The following is a 23,022-nucleotide window of genomic DNA, read 5'->3' as shown; positions in this document are numbered from 1 at the left end:
GGCATCGTCGCCCTATGAAATCACCACTTATAGACAATCTGCAATACGCCCGTTTCTCGCCCCGCATTTTTGAACAGATGCGTGAGGGTGGTGTGGACGCGGTTCATGTCACTATCGCCTACCACGAGAGCTTTCGTGAAATGGTCCTGAACCTTGAGCAATGGAACCGGTGGTTCGAGGCGCATCCGGACCTGATCTTCAAAGGAACGACCGCCGCTTGTGTGCAGCGCGCCCAAGAGACAGGGCGCACTGCGATCTTTTTCGGCTTTCAAAACCCGAGCCCGATTGAGGATGACATCGGGCTGGTCGAGATTTGCCACCAGCTTGGCATCCGCTTCATGCAGCTGACGTATAACAACCAATCCTTGCTCGCGACGGGCTGCTATGAGGATTACGATGCGGGCCTCACCCGTATGGGCCGTCAAGTCGTGGCCGAGATGAACCGCGTGGGGTTGGTGGTGGATATGTCCCACTCCGGCGATCGTTCTACGTTGGACGCGATCGAACATTCGACCCGCCCCATCGCCATCACCCACGCCAACCCCGCGTGGTGGCACAAGGCCCTGCGCAACAAATCCGATGAGGTGCTGGGCGCGCTGACCGCCAGCGGCGGTATGCTTGGGTTTTCCATCTACCCACATCATCTTGAGGGTGGCCCATCTTGCACGGTTGATAGCTTTTGCCAGATGATCGAAGAGGCCGCGCGGCGTTACGGTGCGCACAACCTGGGGATCGGCACGGACCTGTGTCAGGACCAGCCTGACAGCATTGTGGAATGGATGCGCGTGGGTCGGTGGTCCAAGGTGATCGACTATGGCGAGGGATCAGCCAGCAATGCAGGTTTCCCGCCGATGCCAACTTGGTTCAATGATAACCGTGATTTCGGCAATATCCGCTCAGGGCTGGAGGCGACAAGCCTGACGCCGGAAGAGATTGACGGTATCATGGGCGCCAACTGGCTGCGGTTCTACGAGACAAGTTTTGGAGCAGCGCCATGAAGGATTTCCCTGACCTGCCAGCGCAAATGCCCCTGCGCACGCCTGATGAGGTGATGCGCCTGTCGCGCATGGGTTCGATGTTTCCGACCCGCCTGTCATTCCTGCGAAGTCTGGTGCGCCGCCTTGCGGGTGAGAGGGCCAGTGTGACGCGACACATTTGGCAGATGTGCGATGACGGCTTCGGCCATGGCGTGTTTAGCGTTGATCTTGGTGGTCATACTTATTCACTGGTTGCAGTCTCTACCGATCTGCCGCCAGAGTTGCGCACAGACCGCGTGATCGCCACCGCGTGGGATAGCGCCTATGTTTTGTTTGACGGTATCCCCGACGCAGATGACATCGCGCGCATTGTTGCCAATGTCCCGCTGCAAGAGGCGGGGCGCTTTGGTCCGCGTGATCTGGTGCTGAGCCGTGCCAACAAGTCTGTGCGCCTTTTTGCCCATGTGGTCGAGGCGTTGCGCGCAGGGCGTCAGCCTGATGCGGATATGGTGCGCGATGTAGGCTATCTGATGCGCACAACGGCTGTTTACGGGAACGGCAAATTCGGGATCGCGGACCGTTCGACATATGTTCAGCGCCCCGGACTGGAGGGGCCGTTTGCGGCTGAAATGCTCACGGTCTGGCTCATTCGGCACTTTACCCATGCGCTAGCCGAACATGTGGGCGGCGCACAACTTGACCGCACACTCAAGCGGCATTTGGGCATCGGGAATTCGACGGGTCTGGGCATGGCCCCGTTTCTGGTGACGCATCCGGTGCTGCTGAACAATTGGATGATGGCGCGGGAAACAGCGATTGCACGGGTACGTGCTGTCCCGGCTCTTTCAGATGACCAGATCGCACGGTTGCGCGCATTGGCGGAGCGCGCCACAGAGCATCTGGCACAATGGCATGTCCCTGACACAGCCCACCAAGCCCGCATCGACAAGCTGCGCGCCGATTGGGCCAAGGCCCGCGCGTTACTGGACCTTCAGGCATTGAGCGGGGACAGGCCACTGGACCGCGTCCTGCATGAAACCGCCACGATGAGCGAGGACATACAAGAACTGATGGTTGCGCTGTTGATCGAGCCGTTTGGCGATCTTGTGGATGGGCTGACCGACTGCATGTCCGACCCTTTCGGTGCCTTTGTGCCGCCTTTGTGCGATACAGATGCGCTGCGCGACCAGATCGAACATTCATTCGGCTGGGCTTTGGATACGGACTATGCTGATCCCGATCATTGCGGCCAGTTCTGGTACATCTCTCAGGCCAAGATGGAGCCGCGCCTTGGCCTGCGGTTTGAAGAGGAGGGGGCGGCATTGGAATCGCCGCTGGATATTGCCCGCCGCGTGGCCGCCGCGTTTGCCGATCTACCCGAAACACGTGAGCCGGTGTCAGCGTATCTTGCGCGTTATCCCGAACACGCAATGGCGGTTGAACGTGTAGCCTTGGCGGCGCGCTACCCTTATGCTGAAATCCGCGACAACCTGATCGCGCAAAGCTGTCTGCCGATTGATATGCTGCGCTGTAAGCTGTCGTTCTTTGGTGCATCAAAGTTTGATCCCAAGTCGGACCGTTGGACCCGTATTACCCTATGCCAAGGGGCGCCATTGGCGGATGAGTTGGACGCCAAGGCCGACGATTGGTGGCTGCCGGTTTTTGCCGCATGACACGCTCGGCCAACGAAGTGATGGGACTGGCCACCAAAGCTGCACGCGGGGCAGGGGCTCCGCCCGCGCAAGCGGCCCAGTTCGGTGCCGCTGTTGTTGTATATCTGAACGCAGCACACCCGCTTGACGTATTGAACAGTGCCCTTGCCGCCTTGCCCGCTGGGCCGATCATGGATATCCCCCTCGCGCTTGCGCGTCTTGCCGAACAGGCTGATGACGGCCGCGCTTCAGGGATGATCACAGGTTTTGATGCGTCGCTTTTACAAAGCTATGTTGGTGCCTTGCCCTTTGCCGCCGAATTTGATGCGGCAGGCGTGACGCGCATTGATCTGAACCAACCTTCTGCACGCGGGCATCCGCACCGCATTGATCTGCCCGATGGCTGCTATGCACATTGGTCGGATCTGGGCGCGCGTTTGCTGGTGCCTGAAAGTGATGCCTCGCGTCTGGCAGGGGCGGGTGCGGGCCTTAGCGATAACGACTAGCCGAAAGGGGGCGTGTCGTATCCGACCTGTGCCAGATATAGGCCATGGGGTGGGCTGACAGGGCCACATGCTGCACGGTCGCGCGCATCCAGTGCTGTTTTCACATCGTCAGGTGCAAGCGATCCTGTTCCGACCCGCTCCAGCGTGCCGATAAAACTGCGCACCTGATTGTGCAGAAATGACTGCGCGCGCACATCGAAATGCACCTCGGTGCCATAGTCTGTCTCGACCTGCGCGATGTCCAACCGATCCAGCGTTTTCACGGGGGTCATGGACTGGCAGATGGTGGAGCGGAACGTGGTGAAGTCATGCTTGCCCAGCAGGTGCGCCGCTCCTGCGCGCATGGCGTCCACGTCCAGCGGCTGTTTGACCTGCCAGACGTAGCCGCGCGAATGGGTGGCGGGCGCGCGGCGGCACAGGATGCGGAACAGATAGCGGCGGTGTGTGGCCGAGAAGCGTGCGTGAAAGGTATCGGGGACGGGGGCGCAATCGACAATCGCTATGGGCGCGGGTTTGACATGATAATTCAGCGCCTCTGACAAACGAAACGGCGTCCAGTCGCGGCTCATGTCGCAATGTGCAACCTGGCCCAGACCGTGCACACCTTTGTCTGTACGGCCCGCCGCGGCAATCGTGTGTGGCCCCGGTTCCAGCTTGGCCAGCGCAGCCTCTATCGCCCCTTGCACCGAGGGCAGGTCAGTCTGGCGTTGCCATCCGAAGAAGGGCGCGCCGTCATATTCAACTTTCAGGGCGTAGCGTGGCATAAAAGGGGCTTTATCGCGGGCGCTGGGCGGTGGCAATCCCTGCACTGTGGCCCTATGTAGGGTGGATCAATCAAGGCAGGGCGCGCGTGGTACTATCTCAAATCGCTGACGGCATCTGGCGGCAGGTCGAGGCCGTACAGGACACCGTATCAGAGACATTGTTCGAGCCGGTGATCCGGCTGGGCGTTACAGGGCTGGCGCGGTCGGGCAAGACTGTGTTCATCACATCACTTGTTGCCAACCTGATCGACCGCGGGCGTATGCCGGGCCTTGTGGCTGCCAGCGAAGGGCGGATCGAAGCGGCCTTTTTGCAACCCCAGCCAGACGACACCATTCCGCGGTTCGAATACGAGGCGCATTTGGGGGCGCTCACGGCCACGACACCCCACTGGCCGGATAGCACACGCGCCGTATCCGAACTGCGGCTAAGCCTTCGGGTGCGGCCCAAGGGTCTGTTGTCAGGGCTGCAAGGACCGCGCACGGTGCATCTAGATATCGTCGATTACCCTGGTGAATGGTTGCTCGACCTTGCTTTGCTTGACCTCAGCTATGACGACTGGAGCACGCAAACGCTTGCACGGATAGCGCCGCGCGCGCAGGCGCAGGGCTATCTTGCCATGGTTGCGGCCACTGACACGCAATCCGCGCTGGACGAACCGCAGGCCAAAACACTGGCCGAAAGCTTTGCCGCGTATCTTACGCAGGCGCGATTGGACGGCTTTTCAGACTGCACGCCGGGGCGGTTTCTGCTGCCAGGTGATCTGGCAGGCTCTCCTGTGCTGACCTTTGCACCATTGCCCGAAACCCAAGGCGGAGATGCCCGCAAAAGCCTGCGCCGCGAGATGGCCCGCCGCTTTGAGGCCTACAAGCGCGAAGTCGTCAAACCTTTCTTTCGCAACCATTTTGCCCGCATCGACCGTCAGGTTGTATTGGTGGATGCGCTGGGCGCAATCAACGCAGGCCCGCCTGCAGTTGAAGATTTACGCGCCGCGATGAGCGAGACACTCAGCGCCTTTCGCCCCGGGCGCAACAGTTTCCTCTCTGGCCTGTTGGGCGGCAAACGGGTTGAGAAAATTCTCTTTGCCGCGACCAAAGCGGATCATCTGCACCATAGCCAACACGCCCAGCTGACCGCGATCATGGAGGCATTGACCCGCGAGGCCCGTGAACGGGCGCGTTTTGCAGGTGCAAAGACTCAGGCGCTGGCGCTGGCCTCGCTGCGCGCCACAACCGAAGACACGATGACCCATGAAGGCACTGCTTTGGATGTGGTGCGTGGCACTTTACTGGAAAGCGGCAAGCAGGCGGCCTTCTATCCGGGTGCGTTGCCTGACGATCCTGCGCATCTTCTGACCCCCGCGCGGGCAGGGGCTGACAAATGGCTTGACGCCGATTACCAGATCATGCGTTTTGCGCCTGCACCCCTTACCCTGCGCCCCGGAGACGGGCCGCCGCATATCCGGCTGGACCGCGCAGCAGAATTCCTGATCGGAGACAGGTTATGAGCGTTATCATGATCCGCCCCGCCCGCACATTGGACGCGGGCAAACTGGCAGATATGATGGGGGCTGCCAATGCGCAGCTCGAATGGTTGCCCAAGCTCTATTCAGGAGCAGAGGAAATCATGCTGGTTGGCGATATGATCGGGGCAGGCTGGGTGCGCACCGCCTATCTGGATGATGTGCTGGCAGGCTTCATTGCGCGCAAAGGCACCGAAATCCACGGTCTGTGTGTGCAGCCGCAGTTGCAAGGCCGCGGCATCGCCCGTCGCTTGATGGTCGACGCACAGCGCAACGCCAAAAAGTTGGGGCTATGGAGTTATCAGGCGAACGATCGTGCGACGGATTTTTATCTCAAAGCAGGTTTCGCTGAAGTTATCCGCACCGAAGGCGATGATAATGACGCCAAGCTGCCCGATATCCGCTTTGAATGGCACAGGGACACAGAGTAATGGCCAAAGGCCCCATTCTGTTTGATCTAGAGGGGGAGCAAACGCCGCGCCCTTCGGTGGCTGACGCACCCGCTGTCGTTGACCAGCCCGATGCGGAGGCGCCGCGCGGCCAAGCAATGCAGATCGCCGCACGGCTTGCAGCGCGCAAACCGTCGCGCCTGATGCGACTGTTCTGGGGGCTGGCTGCTGCGCTGATCGGTGCGTTGGTGTCGATTGCCGCCTATACTTTTGTAACCGATCTGATGGCGCGCTATCCCGTGCTGGGCCTTGGTCTCAGCGCCTTGATGGTGGCCTTTCTGGCTGTGTTGGCTTTGGTTGCGCTGCGTGAAATGGCGGCCTTTGGCCGTCTGGGCCGCCTTGACGGTTTGCGCCACAGTGCGACCCAAGCCCTGGCCCATGATGACCTGTCCATCGCGCGCGATGCCGCAGACCGCCTGTTGCGCCTTTATAAAGGGCGTGAGGATACCCGCTGGGGCCGCGAGCGGTTTGGCGAGTTGCGCGCAGACCAGCTTGATGCCTCGGCTCTTCTGGGTGTGGCAGAAACCGAAATTTTGGCCCCCTTGGATATCGCAGCCCAGCGTGAAGTAGAAGCTGCGGCACGGCAGGTGGCAACTGTCACCGCCCTTGTGCCGCTGGCCTTGGCCGATGTCGCCGCAGCACTTACGGCCAACCTACGCATGATCCGTCGTATCGCCGAAATTTATGGCGGGCGCTCGGGCTTTTTCGGCAGCTGGCGGCTGACCCGTGCGGTGCTGTCCCATCTGGTGGCGACAGGGGCGGTTGCAGTGGGCGACGATATGTTGGAGCCTATCTTGGGTGGATCACTGCTGGGCAAGCTCAGTCGCCGTTTCGGTGAAGGACTGGTCAACGGGGCGCTGACGGCCCGCGTGGGTGTCGCTGCGATGGAGGTTTGCCGCCCACTGCCCTTCTCTGCCACGGCCCGTCCGAAGGTTCGCAGCATTATCGCAAACAGCCTTGGCGGGCTGTTCGGCAAGGCGGATCGCGGCAGTTAAGGTTTCCCTTACTGTGAACTGTCCGACAGCGCCGCTAGGGTCGCCCGAAGACTATAAACATGACGGGATACGATTCTATGGAAGCTATGTTGGTGCTGCTCGCCTTGGTTGTGCTGGCCATACCCGTGGCCGTTATTGCCCTTATCTTTGGCTATTCCGGTTTGCGCCGCAGGCTGGAGCAGGCAGAGCGCGAAATCACCGCACTGAAAGAAGGTCAAACTGCGCCGCTGAATGCGCGACAGACAGAGGTAGCTTCCAAACCCCTCGCACCCCCGTCTGCGGATGCCAAGACGCAAGAGGCCGTTGCGCCAACGCCCCCCGCACAGGTGGCCAAACCACCACAGCCGCGCGCCGCTGTGCCGCCCCCCCCACCACCGCAACCCCGTCCGCCATCGCCTGTTGCACAGGCCCTTGCGGATTTGGGGCCTTGGCTGCAACAAAACTGGTTTTATGCTGTCTCTGCAGCCTCGCTCGCGTTGGCGGGTATTTTCCTTGTGCAATATGGCATGGAAAACGGCCTGCTACCGCCCCGTGCACGGGTTGCCGCTGCGCTGGCTTTTGGCGCCGCGCTGATCGGCGTGGGAGAGTTCATCCGCCGGCGTTTCGGAGATGGAGTGCAATCGGCCACCGCCTATCTGCCTTCGGTGTTTTCGGGTGCGGGCATTGTCACCTTGTTCGGGGCGATCCTGTCTGCACGGATGCTGTATGATCTGATTGGCGGCGGTGCCGCCATGAGCGGCATGGTGATTGTCGCACTTGTGGCCATGGTGCTTGGCTGGATGCACGGGCCTTTGTTGGTAGCCGTTGGTGTGATCGGCGCTTATGGCGCGCCTGTTGTGCTAGAGAGTTCGAACTCCGACGCAAGTCCGCTGTTTGCCTTCTTTGTGATCATCGCTGTGCTGGGTTTGGGCGTGGATACGATCCGCCGCTGGGGCTGGATTTCGGCGCTGACGCTGCTGCTGGCGTATTTCATGGGCTTTGTTCTTGTGCTGGACGGGGGCGGTGCTGTGGCGTGGACGGGCCAGCTATACTTTGCTGTATTGCCAGTTCTGGCGATCTTGATCCCCGCGCGCGCGCTCCAGCCTGATCACGCAGGCCCGCCTGCGCTGTTGGGTGTTCTGGCGCGTCTGACGCTCGGCACGCGGCAGCGTGGCGCGTCTTGGCCTACCTTTCCAACACTGCTGGCATTTGCCAGCGTGGCCGCCAGCACTGCTATACTTTTGATGATGTGGAAACCGGGTACCAGCGAAATCTGGTTGAGTGTCGGGCTGCTCACCGTGCTGAGTGCGGTGCTTATCAGTTGGTCGCACCGTGCCCCTGCGCTGCAAGACGCCGCTCTTTTGCCGCCACTTGCGCTGCTGCTGTCGGTCTTTGCCCAGTCCGAGAACCGGCGCGTGACCTATACGACATTCACCCAAACCTATGCCGATAATGCCGAGGCAGCATTCCCTTGGGCGATCACGGTGCTGGTGGGCATCGGCGCAGTGATTTCACTGCTGGCCGTGTGGCGCGCACTGCGTGGTGGGCAATTCGCGGTCATATGGGCCGTTGTCGCGGCGGTCTATGCACCTGCCATGGCGTTTATGCTGGAAATGGGGTGGCAACCCGCAGCCGTGATCGGCAGCTATCCTTGGGCATTACATGCGGCCATGCTGGCCGTGCTGATGGCGCTGTTCGCCGAACGCTTTGCGCGGCAGGACGGGGCGGCGCGCCTGCGCGTCAGCTTTGCGGTTATGTCGGCGCTGGCCTGTATGGCCTTTGCCTTTGTGATTGTTCTTAGTGCTGTTGCCCTGACAGTCGCTTTGGCTGTTACAGTGCTTGCCGCTGCTGCGCTGGATGCCAAGTGGAACCTTAAACCGCTGGGCTGGTTCATCGCAGCAGGCGTGATCACGCTGGGCTACCGTCTGGTGGTTGATCCGGGGCTGGATTATGCGGAAAACGGACCTCTGGCTGGCGTTCTACTCGCCTATGGCGGCACCCTGGCGGCTTTTGTCGCATCCCTTTGGTTTTTGCGTTCGTTTGAGCGGCCGACAGCGAAAGTTATGCTTGATTCAGCCGCATGGTCTACTGCTGGCCTGTTGGTAAGCATCCTGTTGCTGCGCTGGATCACAAGCAGCGTTGGGCAGGATCTGGTGCAGACCCATTGGACCTTCGGTTTGACTGCGGCAATCTGGCTGGGGCTTGCCCTCGCGCAGATCCAGCGCAGTGAAGGGCGTACGGTAGGCTTGCTGGACAAGGCACGCTGGGCCTTGGCAGCGGTGTTCGGTCTGATTGGTGCCGCGGCCCTTGTGACCGCAACAGTCGAGGCGAATCCGCTGTTGGCTAGCACCTATAACTGGACATCAGGCACCGAGATATCTGATTCCACGGCGCGGCGTATGGCGCGGGCGCAGGTCTACGGCCCTGTCTTGGTGAACACGCTGGCGGCGGCCTATCTGATGCCAGCGTTGGTGCTGTTGCTTGGTGCGCTGCGCCTCGGGGCGATTGATAAACGCATACGCCTCACGCTGGCGGGCGTGGGTAGTGCGCTGGTCGCCCTCTGGGGATTTACCGTGATCCGGCATTTCTGGCAGGGGGGCGAGGCGATGCCGCTTTCGCTGGGTATTTCGCAACCCGAGCAATACACCTATACCATCGTCCTTTTGGGCTTCGGTGCGCTGTTGTTTTATCAGTCGCTCGCCCGCCGCTCTGCCCTGATCCGCAAGGCGGGGCTGGTGGTGATCGGGTTGGCGGTGGCCAAAGTGTTCCTTATAGACGTGACCGATCTGGACGGGCTGACGCGCGTGTTCTCGCTGCTGGTGCTGGGTCTTGCACTGGCAGTACTTGCATGGCTGAACCGCTGGGCGCAGGAGCGTGACCGCGTAAGTGATGCACAACCGCCGACCGAGCCGCCCGCGTTGCCGCCGTCCTGAGGCCAAGACGCGCTTGCCCCCTGATGGGTGTGCGCTTATAAGCGCGGCAATATGACAGTATATTCGATCATACAGCGAATTACTTCCCCGGCGCTCAGCATATCCTGAGCCGCCGGGCAAAGGTGTTTGAGCCGCTCGCACCGCCCCTCATATCCCTGATAAATCTGACGACAAAAGGACGCCCCTTATGTGCGCCGACACACCACAGACACCTGAGTATAAATCCACACTGAATCTGCCACGCACCGATTTTCCAATGCGTGCGGGCCTGCCCAAGCGGGAGCCGAACTGGCTGGCGCGTTGGGAAAAGATGGGCATCTATGACCGCTTGCGCGAAAAGGCCAAGGCAGACACGCGCGAGCCGTTCACATTGCATGACGGCCCTCCCTACGCTAACGGGCATTTGCACATCGGTCACGCGCTGAACAAAACCATCAAGGACATGATCGTGCGCAGCCACCAGATGATGGGCCGTGATGCGCGCTATATCCCCGGATGGGACTGCCACGGCCTGCCGATCGAGTGGAAGATCGAAGAGCAGTACCGCAAGAAAGGCCGCGACAAGGACCAAGTGCCGATCAACGAGTTCCGCAAGGAATGCCGAGACTTTGCCGCAGGCTGGGTCGATATCCAGCGCGACGAGTTCAAGCGCCTTGGTATTCAGGGCAATTGGGCTGCGCCATATCTGACCATGGATTTCCACGCCGAGCGGGTAATTGCAGAGGAATTCATGAAATTCCTCATGAACGGCACCCTGTATCAGGGCTCCAAACCCGTGATGTGGTCGCCGGTAGAGCAGACCGCACTGGCCGAGGCCGAGGTCGAGTATCACGACAAGGACAGCTTTACTGTCTGGGTCAAGTTCAGGGTTACAGGTACGGGCGATGCCACACTCGACAGTGCGCAGGTGGTGATCTGGACCACGACGCCATGGACCATGCCCAGCAACAAGGCGGTCGTCTACGGCGCGGGCATCTCTTACGGCCTGTACGAGATCACAGGCCGCCCCGAGGAATCGTGGGTCAAGATCGGTGATCGTTATCTGCTGGCAGATAACCTTGCCCAAGGTGTTCTGACCGCTGCGCGGCTGGACGAAACGATGTATCGCCGCCTGTGTGACGTCTCCCAGGACGATCTGGCCAAGATCAAATTGCAACACCCGCTGGCAGGTGCCGAAGGCGCAAATGGCGAATGGGACGATCTGCGCGATTTCCGCGCCGCCGAGTTTGTGACGGACACGGAAGGAACAGGATTTGTGCATTGCGCGCCCTCACACGGTCTGGAGGAATACGACCTCTACCGCGAGCTGGGGATGCTGGAACAGGTCATCACCTATAACGTGAACCCCGATGGCCGTTACCGCGACGATCTGCCGTTCTTTGGCGGCAAGGCGATCCTCAAGCCCAATGGCAAGGAGGGCAATGCCAACGCCGCCGTAATCGACAAGCTGGTCGAGGTTGGTGGCTTGTTGGCCCGCGGCAAGATCAAGCACAGCTATCCGCACAGCTGGCGCTCCAAAGCGCCTGTGATCTACCGCAACACGCCACAGTGGTTTGCCGCCATCGACAAACCCGTTGGCGACGGGCAGGACACCCACGGAAAAACGATCCGCGAACGCGCGCTGACCGAGATCGATAACGTCAACTGGACGCCCAAATCAGGCCGCAACCGCCTGCATGCGATGATGGAGGCGCGCCCCGATTGGGTGCTTTCGCGTCAGCGTGCATGGGGCGTGCCGCTGACCTGCTTTACCAAAAAGGGCGCACTTCCAACCGACCCCGATTTCCTGCTGCGCAACGCACAGGTCAACCGCCGCATCACCTCTGCGTTCGAGGCCGAGGGCGCGGATGCGTGGTATGAAGAGGGTGCCAAGCAGCGTTTCCTTGAAGGGATCGTAAACCCTGACGAATACGAGCAGGTAATGGACATTCTGGATGTCTGGTTCGATTCCGGCTCAACCCATGCGTTCACCCTGCGCGACCGCGAAGATGGCTCGGAAGATGGGATCGCTGATGTGTACATGGAAGGCACCGACCAGCACCGTGGCTGGTTCCACTCGTCCTTGTTGCAATCCTGCGGCACGTACGGGCGTGCGCCTTATCGCAACGTGGTGACGCATGGCTTTACGCTGGATGCCAAGGGCATGAAGATGTCCAAATCCATCGGCAATACCATCGTGCCACAGAAAATCGTCGATCAATACGGTGCGGATATCTTGCGCCTATGGGTGGCCCAGACCGACTATACCAATGACCAGCGCATCGGGGACGAAATCCTGAAAGGGACCGCCGACAGCTACCGCCGTTTGCGCAATACAATGCGCTACATGCTCGGCTCGCTGCCTGATTTCGACGCTTCCAAAGCCGTCGAGCGTGATGATATGCCCGAGCTGGAGCAGCTGATGCTGCACAAGCTGGCGGTGCTGGATGATGTCGTGCGTAGCGGCTATGCACGGTTCGATTTCCAAGGCGTATTCCGTGCGATCTTTGATTTTGCCACGCTGGATTTGTCGTCCTTCTACTTCGATATCCGCAAGGACGCGCTCTATTGCGATGGCGACACACCGCGCCGACTGGCAGCGCTTACCGTGCTGGATCACCTGTACGCGCGGCTGACAACTTGGCTGGCCCCGATCTTGCCCTTCACTATGGAGGAGGTCTGGCTGGAGCGGAATGGTGCGGAGACATCGGTGCATCTGGTGGACTTCTCCGAGACACCAGGCGATTGGCGCGATGATGCGCTGGCCGCACGATCTGAGACTGTGCGTGCGGTCCGCCGTGTGGTCACTGGCGCGCTGGAAGAACAGCGCACCGCCAAGGTCATCGGCTCTTCCCTTGAGGCAGGGCCGACCGTGTATCTGTCGTCCGAGCTGGCGGCCGTTATCACCAACCCCGAAACATTTGCCGATTTGTGCATCACCAGCCAGATCACGATTTTAGAAGGTGAAGCACCAGCAGATGCGTTTAACTTGGATGATGTGGCAGGTGTTGGTGTGGTGTTTGCAAAGGCCGATGGTGCAAAATGCGCGCGCTGTTGGAAAGTGCTGCCCGATGTCGGCACGCACAGCCATGATGCGGTCTGCGGGCGCTGTGACGCAGCCCTCTGAGGCGATGATCAAGACCGAGATCACCCGACAGGTGATCGCCAGAGGGGCAGGTAAGACGATCTGCCCCTCTGAAGTGGCCCGAGCGCTCGCGCAGGATTGGCGTGTGCTGATGCCTGAAATTCGCGCCGTCGCGGATCGGATGGCGGCGCAAGGCAAGGTTGTCATCACACAAAAAGGCCAACCCATCGTAGCAGCCGAGGCCAGAGGCCCGATCCGTCTGGGCCTTGCGCATCAATCGGATTGAGGCGCGGGACGCTTGCGCGCATAGTATCGCCATGAACAGCTGCACCATACCCACCACATTCGGCGATCTGATCCTGACGGAAGATAATGGCCACATCACCGCCCTCAATTGGGGCTGCGCCTCGCGTGAGGACCGCTCTGATGTACTGGACGAGGCGCGGGGGCAGCTGCTTGCGTATGATGCGGGTGCGCTTGAGGCGTTTGACCTGCCGCTGCGGGTGAATGGCTCTGATTTCCAGCGGGCCGTTTGTGCGGCGATGTCCGCGATCCCCTTCGGGCATACCTGCACCTATGGCGATATCGCCAAACAGCTTGGTGTTCCAGCGCAGGCAGTCGGGCAGGCCTGTGGTGGCAATCCGATCCCTGTGATCATTCCGTGTCACCGCGTGATGGGGGCCAAAGGGCTGACAGGCTTTTCAGGGGCAGGCGGGGTCGAAACAAAGGTCGCACTGCTGCGCCATGAGGGGGCAGGCGGTTTTCTGATTTAACGGGCGCTAGATGTCACGGCCGTCAAACATGATCTGCTGCACAATGCCCGCAAACAGCAAATAGAGCGACGTGATCACCAACCCCCAAGCAGCCCAGCTATCGGGATCGAAATTCACCAATGCAGCCCAGCCCGCAAAGAAGGTCCATGCAAGCGCCATGGGCAAGGTTACAGCGCGCCAGCGTTCGGTGCGTACAGGATGCACGAATTTCAGCGGTATAAACATGGTGATAGCAAGGAAAGTCACCAACACAAGGCTAATGTACCACGGGATATTCAGCGCAAAAATCACCAGCACCAGCATGTTCCAGCAGCCCGGAAAGCCGGAGAATGAATTATCTTTGGTTTTCATCCGCGTATCGGCAAAATACATCGCACTTGCAAAGGTAACGATGATGATCATCAGCCACCCGCTCCACCCGTCCATCAGGCCTGATTTGAACAGGGCAAAGGCAGGGATAAAGACATAGGTAAGATAGTCGATGATCAGGTCCAGCAGCACGCCGTCAAATTCGGGTGCGTTGGTTTTCACATCGTATTTGCGGGCCAGTGGGCCGTCGATACCGTCCACAAAAAAGGCGACGACCAGCCAGAAAAACATCATGTCGTAATGTGCCTGCACGGCTTCCAGCATTGCCAGCATGGCAAATACGGCGCCCGAAGCGGTCAGCAGATGAACAGAGAGAGCTTTTTGTTTGATGGTCATGTGGTTATGTCGCAAATCAAGAGAAGGGATGCAAAAGGAAAAGGTGTCAGGCGCGGGGATGGGCGCGGTTGTAAACTTCCATCAGGCGCAAGGTGTCTACCGCTGTGTAAGCCTGCGTAGTGGAGAGCGACGCATGGCCGAGCAATTCTTGTATCGCGCGCAAATCACCGCCCGCATCTAGCAGATGGGTGGCAAAGCTGTGGCGCATGGCGTGGGGTGTCGCGCTAGAGGGCAGGCCTAGCTGCATGCGCGCACTGGCCATCACCTTTTGGATCGCACCCGCTGACAGTGCGCCACCGCGAACACCGCGAAACAAGGCGCCGGACGCTTCTTGTGGGTGGGGGCAGGCGTGCAGATAGTTTGCTACCGCATCGCGCGCTGCGGGCAGCACGGGCACGACACGTTCTTTGCCGCCCTTACCCGTGATCCGCAGCACATCTGGCAGAGGCGCATCGGCACCGCGCAGGCCCAGAGCCTCGGATATCCGCAACCCGCAGCCCCAAAGCAGGGTCAGCACAGCCACGTCACGCGCGGCAACCCAAGGCTCACGGGCCTGAACCTCGACACAGTCAATCAGTTCCTTTGCGGCATTAACGGCCAGCGGGCGGGGCAGCTTTTTGGTGAATTTTGGCGCGCGGGTGGCTAAAACGGCTGTTGGCTCAAACCCCTCACGCTCGGCCAGCCAGCGGTAGAAGGCTTTGACTGCCGAAAGTTTGCGCGCAAGGCTGCGCGGCCCGACACCTGCGCCACGTGTCTGGGCCATCCACGCGCGCATGTCGCTGACGGTGATTTTGGCCAAAGCGCCGAGGCCCTGCATCGCACCATGATGTACGCTGATGAATGCCAGAAACTCGGTCACATCGCCGCGATAAGCGGTAATTGTATTTTCAGCCGCGCCGTTCAGGGCGCGCTGATGGTCCAGCCATGTTTGTAGGGCGTCCCGCGCTGCGGCACTGATGGCTAATGTATCTTGTGGATCGCTCAAGACAGCCAGCGGCGCATTGTACGCTCGAACACACCTGTGAAAAATCCAAGCAAATCCGTGCCTTGTTGTGGCCCGAACATATGTGGATCTTCGGCGCCCAGCACCAGCATACCGGGCAGACGGCCTGCGCCGAAATCCAGCTTGAGACATGCTTCGGAGCGGATCCACTCCGCATTGGGGCCATAAATGCTTTCGGCGGCATCCTGCACCGAGCGCAGCGTGACCTGCCGCACATTGCCACCGCGCCCTTGGCTTAGATAGCTGTCGATGAAACCCGGCTCGGCGACGCTGAGAACATCGCCAAGGCGTTGCACGGCGGGGTCGTTGTCGTTCTGGACCGATTCCAGTACCAGCTTTACAGCATCCACACGCAAAATCTCGGCCACTTCCCCGCCCAGATCACGCAGAAATGTCTCGAATTCGACAGGGTCAAGCATCCGCAGGATCGCACGGTGAATCTGGTTTGTACCCGCAAGGTTTTCATAGGCGGCGGCGATAACGCTGCGGTGCGTGTCCTCGAGACGGTCAAGCCGTGTCTCCAAACGCTCCATCGCGATGCCGCGCAGATCGACGATATTACCGCCCATCGCCTTTTCATTGGCCGCAATCAGCGCCTGCATGACATCGCTGTCATCCAGGATCACGTCGGGCTGCGATATGATCGCTTCGCGCAGGGCGTCTTCGATTTTTGGGCTGCTGCTCATGCTGCTCTCGTCTTGTTTGAGTATCTCTTAGCACGGCAGTTTCTGGTTTTCTGCTCTTTTTTGCCTTTAAGTTAGGCAATCGTGCCAAAAATGCCGTGATGGGGGAGGGCCAGTAGCCCATTCCCCTGAATTTTATGACCGTTGTTTGCTAATGTATCGCTATGGATCAGACACAAACAAATCAGCCTACACCTCTTTTCCCGCTTAGCCCCGAGCGCCTGCGCGCCTTGTTGGGTGCGCAAAGCTAAGCACTGGCGCAAGGGCGGCTCTTACAGGATGTTCTGGCCCGTTTTGGCCCAATCCTTCATGAACTGCTCCAAGCCTTTGTCGGTCAGCGGGTGGGTCGCCAGCTTGCGGATCACCTCTGGTGGTGCTGTCATCACATCGGCACCGACCAGCGCACATTCACGCACATGGCCCACGTGGCGGATGGAGGCCGCGAGGATTTGTGTCTCATAGCCGTAGTTGTCATAGATGGTGCGGATATCCTCGATCAGGTCCATGCCGTCCAGATCGATGTCATCCAGACGCCCGATAAACGGAGAGATAAACGTCGCGCCCACTTTGGCCGCCAGCAGCGCCTGATTGGCCGAGAAACATAGCGTGACGTTGATCATGTTTCCTTCATCCGACAGGACTTTGCACGCCTTGAGGCCGTCCCATGTGAGGGGCAGTTTGATGGTGACGTTGTCGGCGATCTTGGCCAGCTTGCGGCCTTCGGCGATCATCGCGTCCGCTTCCATCGCGACGACTTCGGCGCTGACGGGGCCGTCGACCAGATCACAGATCTCTTTGGTCACTTCGAGGATATCGCGACCTGATTTCAGGATCAGTGAGGGGTTGGTTGTCACCCCGTCGACCATGCCCAGATCGTTCAGCTCGGCGATGTCTTTGATTTCGGCGGTATCTACAAAAAACTTCATATCGGTTCCTATCGACTTGGAATGGGGCGCGGGGTTGTTATGTTGGGATCATGCGCGCGCAGTATCATTGCCACGCTGATAGCCCCCGTTTCTCTCAGGTGCAAGGAAGCCTCGGTTGAGCCAGCAGATGTTCTTTGACGAAGGTGCGCTGGTCGCGGTGTTGACCACGCAACCGCTGGACCGTGCGCTGGACTATAAAGCGCCCGAAGGCGGCTGCCATCTGGGTGCCTTCGTTGAAGTGCCGCTGGGCCCGCGTAAGGTGATTGGTGTGGTCTGGGGTGCAGGGCAGGGGGATTATGATTACAGCAAGATCCGCTCGGTCATTCGGGTGCTGGATGCGGCCCCGATGCGCACCGAGATGGTTCAATTCCTCGAAAAATCAGCAGCCTATACGTTGACACCACTGACCGCGATGCTGCGCCTGACCACGCGCGCGCCGGGCCTTGGCGATCCGCCGTCGATGCAAAAGATATACAGGCGCGGCAGCGGAGAGCCTGACCGCGTTACTGCCGCACGTACCAAGGTGCTTGAGGCGTTGGCCGAATACGGTGATTTGTCCTTTACCCTGCGCGAGCTGGCCGAGATGGCGGGTGTGACCACATCCGTTATCAAGGGGCTGGTCAAACAAGGCGTGGTGCTTGAGCATGACAGTCCGCGTGATCTGCCCTTTGCGCGACTGGACCCTGACCTGCCCAGCAAAGAACTTACGGCGGATCAGGCCGCAGGGGCCAAGGCGCTGGCAGCGGGTGTGACGAGCGGCGATTATGGAACGACACTGTTGCGCGGTGTGACAGGGTCGGGCAAGACTGAAGTCTATCTGGAGGCGGTCGCCGCTGCCTTGCGCGCGGGGCGTCAGGCGCTGGTGCTGTTGCCGGAAATTGCCCTGACAGCCGAATTTCTGACACGGGTCGAGGCGCGGTTCGGGGCCAAGCCCGCCGAGTGGCACTCAGGCGCGACGATGACCGAACGGCGTCGCATCTGGCGCATGGTGGGGCAGGGACAGGCGCAACTGGTGATTGGTGCGCGCTCAGCGCTGTTTCTGCCATACCAGAACCTTGGCTTGATCGTTGTCGATGAGGAGCATGATACCTCATATAAACAAGAGGATGGCGTGCTGTATAACGCGCGGGATATGGCGGTGCTGCGCGCCTCTATCTGCGGGGCGCATGTGGTGCTGGCCTCGGCCACGCCATCGTTGGAATCATGGGCAAATGCGCAAGCGGGCAAGTATACCAAGCTGGAGCTGACATCGCGGTTCGGCCCTGCGGTCATGCCGAAGATGGGCACGATTGATATGCGCGCCGAGGGGTTGGCATCGGACAAGTGGGTATCGCCAAAGCTGAAGGCAGAGGTGGATGCGCGGCTGGAGCGGGGCGAGCAGGCGATGTTGTTCATCAACCGCCGTGGCTATGCGCCCGTTACGCTGTGCCGTGCCTGCGGGCATCAGATCGGCTGTGACGACTGTGATGCCCGCATGGTCGAGCATCGTTTTCTCAAGCGATTGATCTGCCACCAATGTGGCGAGAGTAAACCGATGCCCACCGTCTGTCCCAGCTGCGAGGCAGAGGACAAGCTGGCCCCTGTCGGCCCCGGTGTGGAGCGGTTGGGCGAGGAGGCGCATGCGCTGTGGCCCGATGCACGGATCGCCACATTGAGCTCTGACATGTATGGTTCGGCCCGTGCGCTCAAGGCCGAGATTGCGGGTATCGCCGAAGGCTCGGCGGATGTTATCATTGGAACGCAACTGGTTGCGAAGGGCCACAACTTTCCAAAGTTGACCTTGGTGGGCGTGATTGATGCCGATCTGGGCTTGACGGGTAGTGACCTGCGCGCGGCCGAGCGAACATTCCAGCTGATGCGACAAGTGGCGGGGCGTGCGGGGCGTGCAGAGGCACCGGGCACCGCACTTTTGCAGACCTATCAACCCGACCATCCTGTGATTCGCGCCATTCTGGCGGGCGACGAGGAGGGATTCTGGCAAGCCGAAGCGACAGAGCGGCAGCACGCCGGTATGCCGCCCTATGGCCGGTTGGCCGGGATCATCCTGAGCGGCCCTGACGTGGCGGCGGTGTTTGATGCGGGCAACCAGCTGGCGCGCAATGACCGCGCGCTGCGCGAGGTGGGCGCGCAGGTCTACGGGCCGGCACCTGCACCCATTGCGCGGGTGCGCGGGCGGCATCGTGTGCGGCTGCTGGTCAAGGCGGACAAGAATGTGGCCTTGCAGCGCGCCTTGTCCGTCTGGGTGTCGCAGATCAGGCTCAAGGGGGATTTGCGGCTGGCTGTCGATATCGATCCGCAGAGCTTTTATTAAGTGTGGCTGATCTGGCCCGAGGGCCAGATGTTGAGTTTATTGGAAAAATGAAGGGGGGTGGCATGCTGATATACGGGAGGTGCCATCTGTACACCGGCTGTACACCCCCTGTGCACCGTCAGTCAGCCGCTGATGGACCGCCGCTGAGTGCGTTTGTGATGTAGGACGCTGCACACCGTATGTGCGCGAAATTGCCATAGCGTTTGCGCGACGGCGGGCGTATTGCTGGTGAATGATAGATTTCCTGACCCTTGATGACGCCAAGGACCAGCCCCTGTGGCGGCGGCCCATTGCATTGTTGTTTTTGATGGCGCTTGCCATGCCGATTGCATTTTTCACATGGTATGCGCTGCTCAATAACTTTGTGAAGGAAGTGGCGGATTTTGACGGGGCGGACATTGGCCTGTTGCATACGGTGCGCGAGATACCAGGATTTCTGGCGTTTCTGGTGATCTTTCTCATTATCGTCATGCGTGAGCAGGTGCTTGGTCTGGTTTCGCTCATTTTGCTGGGGGCGGCGACGGCCGTGACGGCGTGGTATCCGCAATTGACAGGCATCATGATCCTGACTTTCATCAGCTCGGTCGGGTTTCACTATTACGAGACTGTGAACCAGTCGTTGCAGTTGCAATGGCTGCCCAAAGACAAAGCGCCGCAAATTCTGGGCTGGCTGATGGCTGTGGGGTCGGGGGCCACGTTTTGTGTGTACTTCGTGATTATGATCCTGTGGGAGCCATTGGGCCTGACCTATAACATCGTGTTTATGGCGGGTGGGGGCATTACCATGGCGCTGGCCCTGTTTGCGCTGCTGGCCTATCCACAATACGAGAGCCCGCATCCGCAGATCAAAAAGCTCGTGCTGCGCCGCCGCTATTGGCTGTACTATGCGCTGCAATTCATGTCGGGTGCGCGCCGGCAGATATTTATGGTTTTTGCGGGTTTCATGATGGTCGAGAAGTTCGGCTTTCAGGTTTATGAGGTGGCGGGCCTTTATCTGATCAATCTGGTGCTGAACATGCTGATCGCGCCAATGCTGGGCAGGATCGTTGCGCGGTTTGGAGAGCGCAATGCGCTGATGTTCGAATACACGGGCCTTGTCTGTGTGTTTCTTGCCTATGGTGGTGTCTACTTTTTTGACTGGGGGTTTCAGATCGCGGCTGTCTTGTATGTGCTGGACCACATGTTCTTTGGCCTCGCGCTTGCGCTCAAGACGTATTTCCAGAAGATCGGTGCGCCAGGGGATATGGCGCCTACGGCGGCGGTGGCCTTTACCATCAATCACATCGCGGCGGTGTTTTTACCCGTGCTGTTGGGGCTGCTCTGGCTGGTGTCACCTGCAGCGGTGTTCCTGCTGGCAGCGGGGATGGCATTTGTGTCGTTCTTGCTGGCCACGCTGATCCCGCGCCACCCTGATGCAGGCAATGAGACGATATTTGTAGCGCGTGCGCTAAAGGCGGCAGAGTGAGCGCACAGGGGCGGTTCCTTACAGGGTCGACCCTTGGGCATGTGATCCGCATGACGGCGACGGGCGCGCTGGGTATCACCTTTGTTTTTGTCGTTGATGCGGCCAACCTGCTGTGGGTGAGCCAGCTGGGGGACAAGCAGTTGGTGGCGGCCATCGGTTTTGCCTACGCGGTGCAGTTCTTTTCGGTCTCGGTGTCGGTGGGGTTGATGATTGCGGCGACGGCTGTTGTGTCGCGCACCATAGGCGGCGGGGACCGTGAAAAGGCGCGGCGACAGGCGGGGGCTGCGGTGGTGATCGCGGCCAGTGTGTTGGTGGTGGTGTCGGCTGTGATTGTCGCTCTCAGGCATCAGTTGGTGGGATATGCGGGGGCGGAGGGCGAGACGGCGCGTCTGGCGGCGCGCTATCTGGCGATTACCATTCCGTCGCTGGTGCCGATGTCGGCAGCACTTGTTATGTCGGGGACGTTGCGCGCGGATGGATACGGGGCCAAGGCGATGTATATCACTTTGATCGCGGGTACGGTGCTGTTGGTGATTGATCCGGTTCTCATTTTCTATCTGGGTTGGGGGCTGGACGGGGCGGCGATCGGGCTGGTGCTGTTTCGCTTTGCGCTGCTGGCGCTGGCGGTGCGGTTTGCGGTTTATGAGCTGAACCTCATCGACCGGCCACGCCTGCGTACGCTGCGCAACATCGGCGCGCCTTTTGTCGCTGTGGCGATCCCCGCGATTGCCACGCAGATGAGCACTCCTGTGGGGAACTACCTGCTGACCCGCGTGATGGCGCCATTCGGCGATGATGCAGTGGCAGCATGGGCCGTGGTGGGGCGGCTGACGGTGGTGGTGTTTGGCGGGATTTTTGCGCTGAGCGGGGCGATTGGTGGTATCTTTGGCCAGAACTATGGCGCAGGTCAGCTGGACCGCGTGCGCAGCACCTACCGTGATGCGCTGATATTTTGCCTGCTATATACGCTTGTTGCTTGGGGGTTGTTTGTGGCGCTGGTGCCTTACGTCATCACCGCCTTTGATCTGAGCGGGCAGGGTGCGGACGTGCTGAATGCCTTTGCGGTGATCGGGGTGGGCGGCTTTATCTTTTTCGGGGCGCTTTTTGTGTCCAATGCGGCGTTCAACAATCTAGGTAAGCCCGGGCGCTCGACCCTTGTGAACTGGATCAAGGATGGTCTGCTGGCGATGCCTGCGGCGCTGTGGTTTTCGGGGATCTTCGGTGCGGCGGGGGTGATTTACGGCCAAGCGGCGGCTGGCATCATTGTGGGCGCGGGTTCGGCGCTGTGGGGATGGTATTATGTCAAAGGGTTGCGTGTGGCATCACCTGTGGCCCTTGACGCGGACAGGCCCGCCCCCTACCCGAACCCTGACAGACACAGGAGCAGATAGATGCCAACATTCACCGCGCTGACCACATTGCAGGGCCGCGACGCCGCCTATCGTTTGGGCGAGGCGATGGAGGCGCTAAGCCCCGAGCCGACAGGCGTAGGGGTGTTCGAGATGGAAGACGGATCGGGCCTGTGGGAAGTGGGGGGCTATTTCGAAGAGCATCCCGACGAAACCGCACTTGCCGTATTGGCTGCTGCGATGGAGGCCAAGGACTTTGTGATATCGGAATTGCCCGAGACGGATTGGGTGGCCCATGTGCGGCGTGAGCTGGCGCCTGTGGAGGCGGGCCGCTTTTTCGTTTACGGCAGCCACGATGCGGACAAGGTGCCCGCGCGCTGCGAACCGCTGTTGATTGAGGCAGCGATGGCCTTTGGCACAGGGCACCACGGCACCACGCTGGGATGTCTGCGCGCGCTGGACCGTCTGGCGCTGGATGGTTTCGTGGGGCACCGTGTGGTTGACATCGGCTGTGGGACGGCTGTGCTGGCGATGGGGGCTGCGCGTATCTGGCCTGATCGGGTTCTGGCATCGGATATTGACGAGGTTGCGGTGGATGTGGCGCGCGCCAATGTAACAGCCAACGGACTTGACGGCCGCGTTGACTGCGTTGAGGCGGCCGGGTTCGATCATCCGGCGCTGGCCGAGGCTGCGCCCTTTGATCTGGTCTTTGCCAATATCCTCAAAGGGCCATTGATTGCGTTGGCGCCTGACACGGCGGGGGCGATGGCCCCACTGGGATATGCGATTCTATCAGGCATCCTGAACGAGCAGGCGGACGAGGTGATCGAGGTTTATGCACAAAACGGCATCAATCTACACCACCGCGAGAGCATTGGTGACTGGACGACGATAACGCTTCGGAAAATGAACTAGAATTAACCCTATTTACGTTCGTTTCGCCGCATTTGCCCAATTTTCGCCACATT

The 23,022-nt window shown here is 60.1% G+C and carries 19 protein-coding genes; 14 read left to right on the top strand and 5 right to left on the bottom strand.

From position 1 onward, the window contains the following. The first annotated feature begins 14 nt into the window (after positions 1-14). The 3 genes from Q0903_RS11265 to Q0903_RS11255 are packed head-to-tail and all read left to right on the top strand — an operon-like array spanning position 15 to position 3,135. A complete protein-coding gene (locus Q0903_RS11265) occupies positions 15-998 on the top strand; it encodes a membrane dipeptidase (RefSeq protein ID WP_299415267.1) in 984 nt (327 codons plus the stop codon). Continuing rightward, positions 995-2,650 carry a hypothetical protein gene (locus Q0903_RS11260; protein WP_299415264.1) on the top strand — a complete coding sequence of 552 codons (1,656 nt, stop codon included), beginning with the start codon at positions 995-997 and terminating at the stop codon, positions 2,648-2,650. The genes Q0903_RS11265 and Q0903_RS11260 overlap by 4 nt, the downstream gene beginning before the upstream one ends. Continuing rightward, a complete protein-coding gene (locus tag Q0903_RS11255) occupies positions 2,647-3,135 on the top strand; it encodes a hypothetical protein (RefSeq protein ID WP_299415261.1) in 489 nt (162 codons plus the stop codon). Before Q0903_RS11260 ends, Q0903_RS11255 begins: the two co-directional genes overlap by 4 nt. Here Q0903_RS11255 and truA read toward each other — a convergent pair. Continuing rightward, on the bottom strand, positions 3,132-3,899 hold the full coding sequence (gene truA / locus Q0903_RS11250; protein WP_299415258.1) for a tRNA pseudouridine(38-40) synthase TruA: 768 nt from the start codon (positions 3,897-3,899) through the stop codon (positions 3,132-3,134). The two genes, Q0903_RS11255 and truA, sit on opposite strands and share 4 nt — an antisense overlap. Positions 3,900-3,985: 86 nt before the next feature. Here truA and Q0903_RS11245 point away from each other — a divergent pair, with 86 nt between their 5' ends. The 7 genes from Q0903_RS11245 (at position 3,986) to Q0903_RS11215 (ending at position 13,612) form a co-directional block, all read left to right on the top strand. Further along, positions 3,986-5,404 (top strand): YcjX family protein, encoded by a 1,419-nt coding sequence (locus tag Q0903_RS11245; protein WP_299028639.1) that lies wholly within the window; start codon positions 3,986-3,988, stop codon positions 5,402-5,404. Continuing rightward, on the top strand, positions 5,401-5,850 hold the full coding sequence (locus Q0903_RS11240; RefSeq protein ID WP_299028641.1) for a GNAT family N-acetyltransferase: 450 nt from the start codon (positions 5,401-5,403) through the stop codon (positions 5,848-5,850). Before Q0903_RS11245 ends, Q0903_RS11240 begins: the two co-directional genes overlap by 4 nt. Further along, positions 5,850-6,863: a TIGR01620 family protein gene (locus tag Q0903_RS11235; RefSeq protein ID WP_299415255.1), complete on the top strand. Its 1,014-nt coding sequence runs from the start codon at positions 5,850-5,852 to the stop codon at positions 6,861-6,863. The genes Q0903_RS11240 and Q0903_RS11235 overlap by 1 nt, the downstream gene beginning before the upstream one ends. A gap of 59 nt (positions 6,864-6,922) precedes the next feature. After that, a complete protein-coding gene (locus Q0903_RS11230; protein ID WP_299415252.1) occupies positions 6,923-9,775 on the top strand; it encodes a DUF2339 domain-containing protein in 2,853 nt (950 codons plus the stop codon). A 187-nt stretch (positions 9,776-9,962) separates the two neighbouring features. Further along, a complete protein-coding gene (gene ileS / locus Q0903_RS11225; protein ID WP_299415250.1) occupies positions 9,963-12,881 on the top strand; it encodes an isoleucine--tRNA ligase in 2,919 nt (972 codons plus the stop codon). After that, positions 12,826-13,125 carry a DUF3253 domain-containing protein gene (locus Q0903_RS11220; RefSeq protein ID WP_366141493.1) on the top strand — a complete coding sequence of 100 codons (300 nt, stop codon included), beginning with the start codon at positions 12,826-12,828 and terminating at the stop codon, positions 13,123-13,125. Before ileS ends, Q0903_RS11220 begins: the two co-directional genes overlap by 56 nt. Before the next feature lie 31 nt (positions 13,126-13,156). Next, positions 13,157-13,612: a methylated-DNA--[protein]-cysteine S-methyltransferase gene (locus tag Q0903_RS11215; protein ID WP_299415247.1), complete on the top strand. Its 456-nt coding sequence runs from the start codon at positions 13,157-13,159 to the stop codon at positions 13,610-13,612. A gap of 6 nt (positions 13,613-13,618) precedes the next feature. On the opposite strand, the gene Q0903_RS11210 is transcribed toward Q0903_RS11215, so the two are convergent. The 4 genes from Q0903_RS11210 to fsa all read right to left on the bottom strand — a co-directional run bounded on the left by Q0903_RS11210 (position 13,619) and on the right by fsa (position 16,929). Further along, positions 13,619-14,317 carry a CDP-alcohol phosphatidyltransferase family protein gene (locus Q0903_RS11210; RefSeq protein ID WP_299415245.1) on the bottom strand — a complete coding sequence of 233 codons (699 nt, stop codon included), beginning with the start codon at positions 14,315-14,317 and terminating at the stop codon, positions 13,619-13,621. Between the two features lie 46 nt (positions 14,318-14,363). After that, the gene (locus tag Q0903_RS11205) at positions 14,364-15,302 is read right to left on the bottom strand and encodes a tyrosine recombinase XerC (protein WP_299028661.1); all 939 of its coding nucleotides are present in this window, start codon (positions 15,300-15,302) and stop codon (positions 14,364-14,366) included. After that, on the bottom strand, positions 15,299-16,006 hold the full coding sequence (locus Q0903_RS11200) for a DUF484 family protein (protein ID WP_299028663.1): 708 nt from the start codon (positions 16,004-16,006) through the stop codon (positions 15,299-15,301). Before Q0903_RS11200 ends, Q0903_RS11205 begins: the two co-directional genes overlap by 4 nt. Positions 16,007-16,275: 269 nt before the next feature. Further along, positions 16,276-16,929, bottom strand: coding sequence for a fructose-6-phosphate aldolase (gene fsa, locus Q0903_RS11195; RefSeq protein ID WP_299415241.1), 654 nt, complete (start codon positions 16,927-16,929; stop codon positions 16,276-16,278). A 127-nt stretch (positions 16,930-17,056) separates the two neighbouring features. Here fsa and Q0903_RS11190 point away from each other — a divergent pair, with 127 nt between their 5' ends. From Q0903_RS11190 to Q0903_RS11175, 4 genes are all read left to right on the top strand, one after another. Next, entirely contained in the window at positions 17,057-19,240 is a 2,184-nt protein-coding gene (locus Q0903_RS11190) for a primosomal protein N' (protein WP_299416056.1), read from the top strand. A gap of 232 nt (positions 19,241-19,472) precedes the next feature. Next, positions 19,473-20,705, top strand: a complete 1,233-nt coding sequence (locus Q0903_RS11185; RefSeq protein WP_299028668.1) for an MFS transporter — start codon at positions 19,473-19,475, stop codon at positions 20,703-20,705. Beyond that, on the top strand, positions 20,702-22,096 hold the full coding sequence (locus tag Q0903_RS11180) for an MATE family efflux transporter (protein WP_299415239.1): 1,395 nt from the start codon (positions 20,702-20,704) through the stop codon (positions 22,094-22,096). Before Q0903_RS11185 ends, Q0903_RS11180 begins: the two co-directional genes overlap by 4 nt. Then, positions 22,097-22,969 (top strand): 50S ribosomal protein L11 methyltransferase, encoded by an 873-nt coding sequence (locus Q0903_RS11175; protein WP_299415237.1) that lies wholly within the window; start codon positions 22,097-22,099, stop codon positions 22,967-22,969. It abuts the gene before it with no gap. The last annotated feature ends 53 nt before the right edge of the window (positions 22,970-23,022 follow it).

The sequence above is a fragment of the uncultured Sulfitobacter sp. genome (genome assembly GCF_947502895.1).
Taxonomy (GTDB): Bacteria; Pseudomonadota; Alphaproteobacteria; order Rhodobacterales; family Rhodobacteraceae; genus Sulfitobacter.
This window is presented reverse-complemented; position numbering and strand designations above follow the sequence as displayed.

Excerpts from the sequence above, each read along its gene's own strand:
- Q0903_RS11265 (WP_299415267.1), top strand. The coding sequence starts at position 15 with ATGAAATCACCACTTATAGACAATCTGCAATACGCCCGTTTCTCGCCC.
- Q0903_RS11230 (WP_299415252.1), top strand. The coding sequence starts at position 6,923 with ATGACGGGATACGATTCTATGGAAGCTATGTTGGTGCTGCTCGCCTTG.
- ileS (WP_299415250.1), top strand. The coding sequence starts at position 9,963 with ATGTGCGCCGACACACCACAGACACCTGAGTATAAATCCACACTGAAT.
- Q0903_RS11215 (WP_299415247.1), top strand. The coding sequence starts at position 13,157 with ATGAACAGCTGCACCATACCCACCACATTCGGCGATCTGATCCTGACG.
- Q0903_RS11210 (WP_299415245.1), bottom strand. The coding sequence starts at position 14,317 with ATGACCATCAAACAAAAAGCTCTCTCTGTTCATCTGCTGACCGCTTCG.
- Q0903_RS11175 (WP_299415237.1), top strand. The coding sequence starts at position 22,097 with ATGCCAACATTCACCGCGCTGACCACATTGCAGGGCCGCGACGCCGCC.
- fsa (WP_299415241.1), bottom strand. The coding sequence starts at position 16,929 with ATGAAGTTTTTTGTAGATACCGCCGAAATCAAAGACATCGCCGAGCTG.
- Q0903_RS11200 (WP_299028663.1), bottom strand. The coding sequence starts at position 16,006 with ATGAGCAGCAGCCCAAAAATCGAAGACGCCCTGCGCGAAGCGATCATA.
- Q0903_RS11255 (WP_299415261.1), top strand. The coding sequence starts at position 2,647 with ATGACACGCTCGGCCAACGAAGTGATGGGACTGGCCACCAAAGCTGCA.
- Q0903_RS11220 (WP_366141493.1), top strand. The coding sequence starts at position 12,826 with ATGTCGGCACGCACAGCCATGATGCGGTCTGCGGGCGCTGTGACGCAG.
- truA (WP_299415258.1), bottom strand. The coding sequence starts at position 3,899 with ATGCCACGCTACGCCCTGAAAGTTGAATATGACGGCGCGCCCTTCTTC.
- Q0903_RS11185 (WP_299028668.1), top strand. The coding sequence starts at position 19,473 with ATGATAGATTTCCTGACCCTTGATGACGCCAAGGACCAGCCCCTGTGG.
- Q0903_RS11240 (WP_299028641.1), top strand. The coding sequence starts at position 5,401 with ATGAGCGTTATCATGATCCGCCCCGCCCGCACATTGGACGCGGGCAAA.
- Q0903_RS11260 (WP_299415264.1), top strand. The coding sequence starts at position 995 with ATGAAGGATTTCCCTGACCTGCCAGCGCAAATGCCCCTGCGCACGCCT.
- Q0903_RS11190 (WP_299416056.1), top strand. The coding sequence starts at position 17,057 with ATGTTCTTTGACGAAGGTGCGCTGGTCGCGGTGTTGACCACGCAACCG.
- Q0903_RS11235 (WP_299415255.1), top strand. The coding sequence starts at position 5,850 with ATGGCCAAAGGCCCCATTCTGTTTGATCTAGAGGGGGAGCAAACGCCG.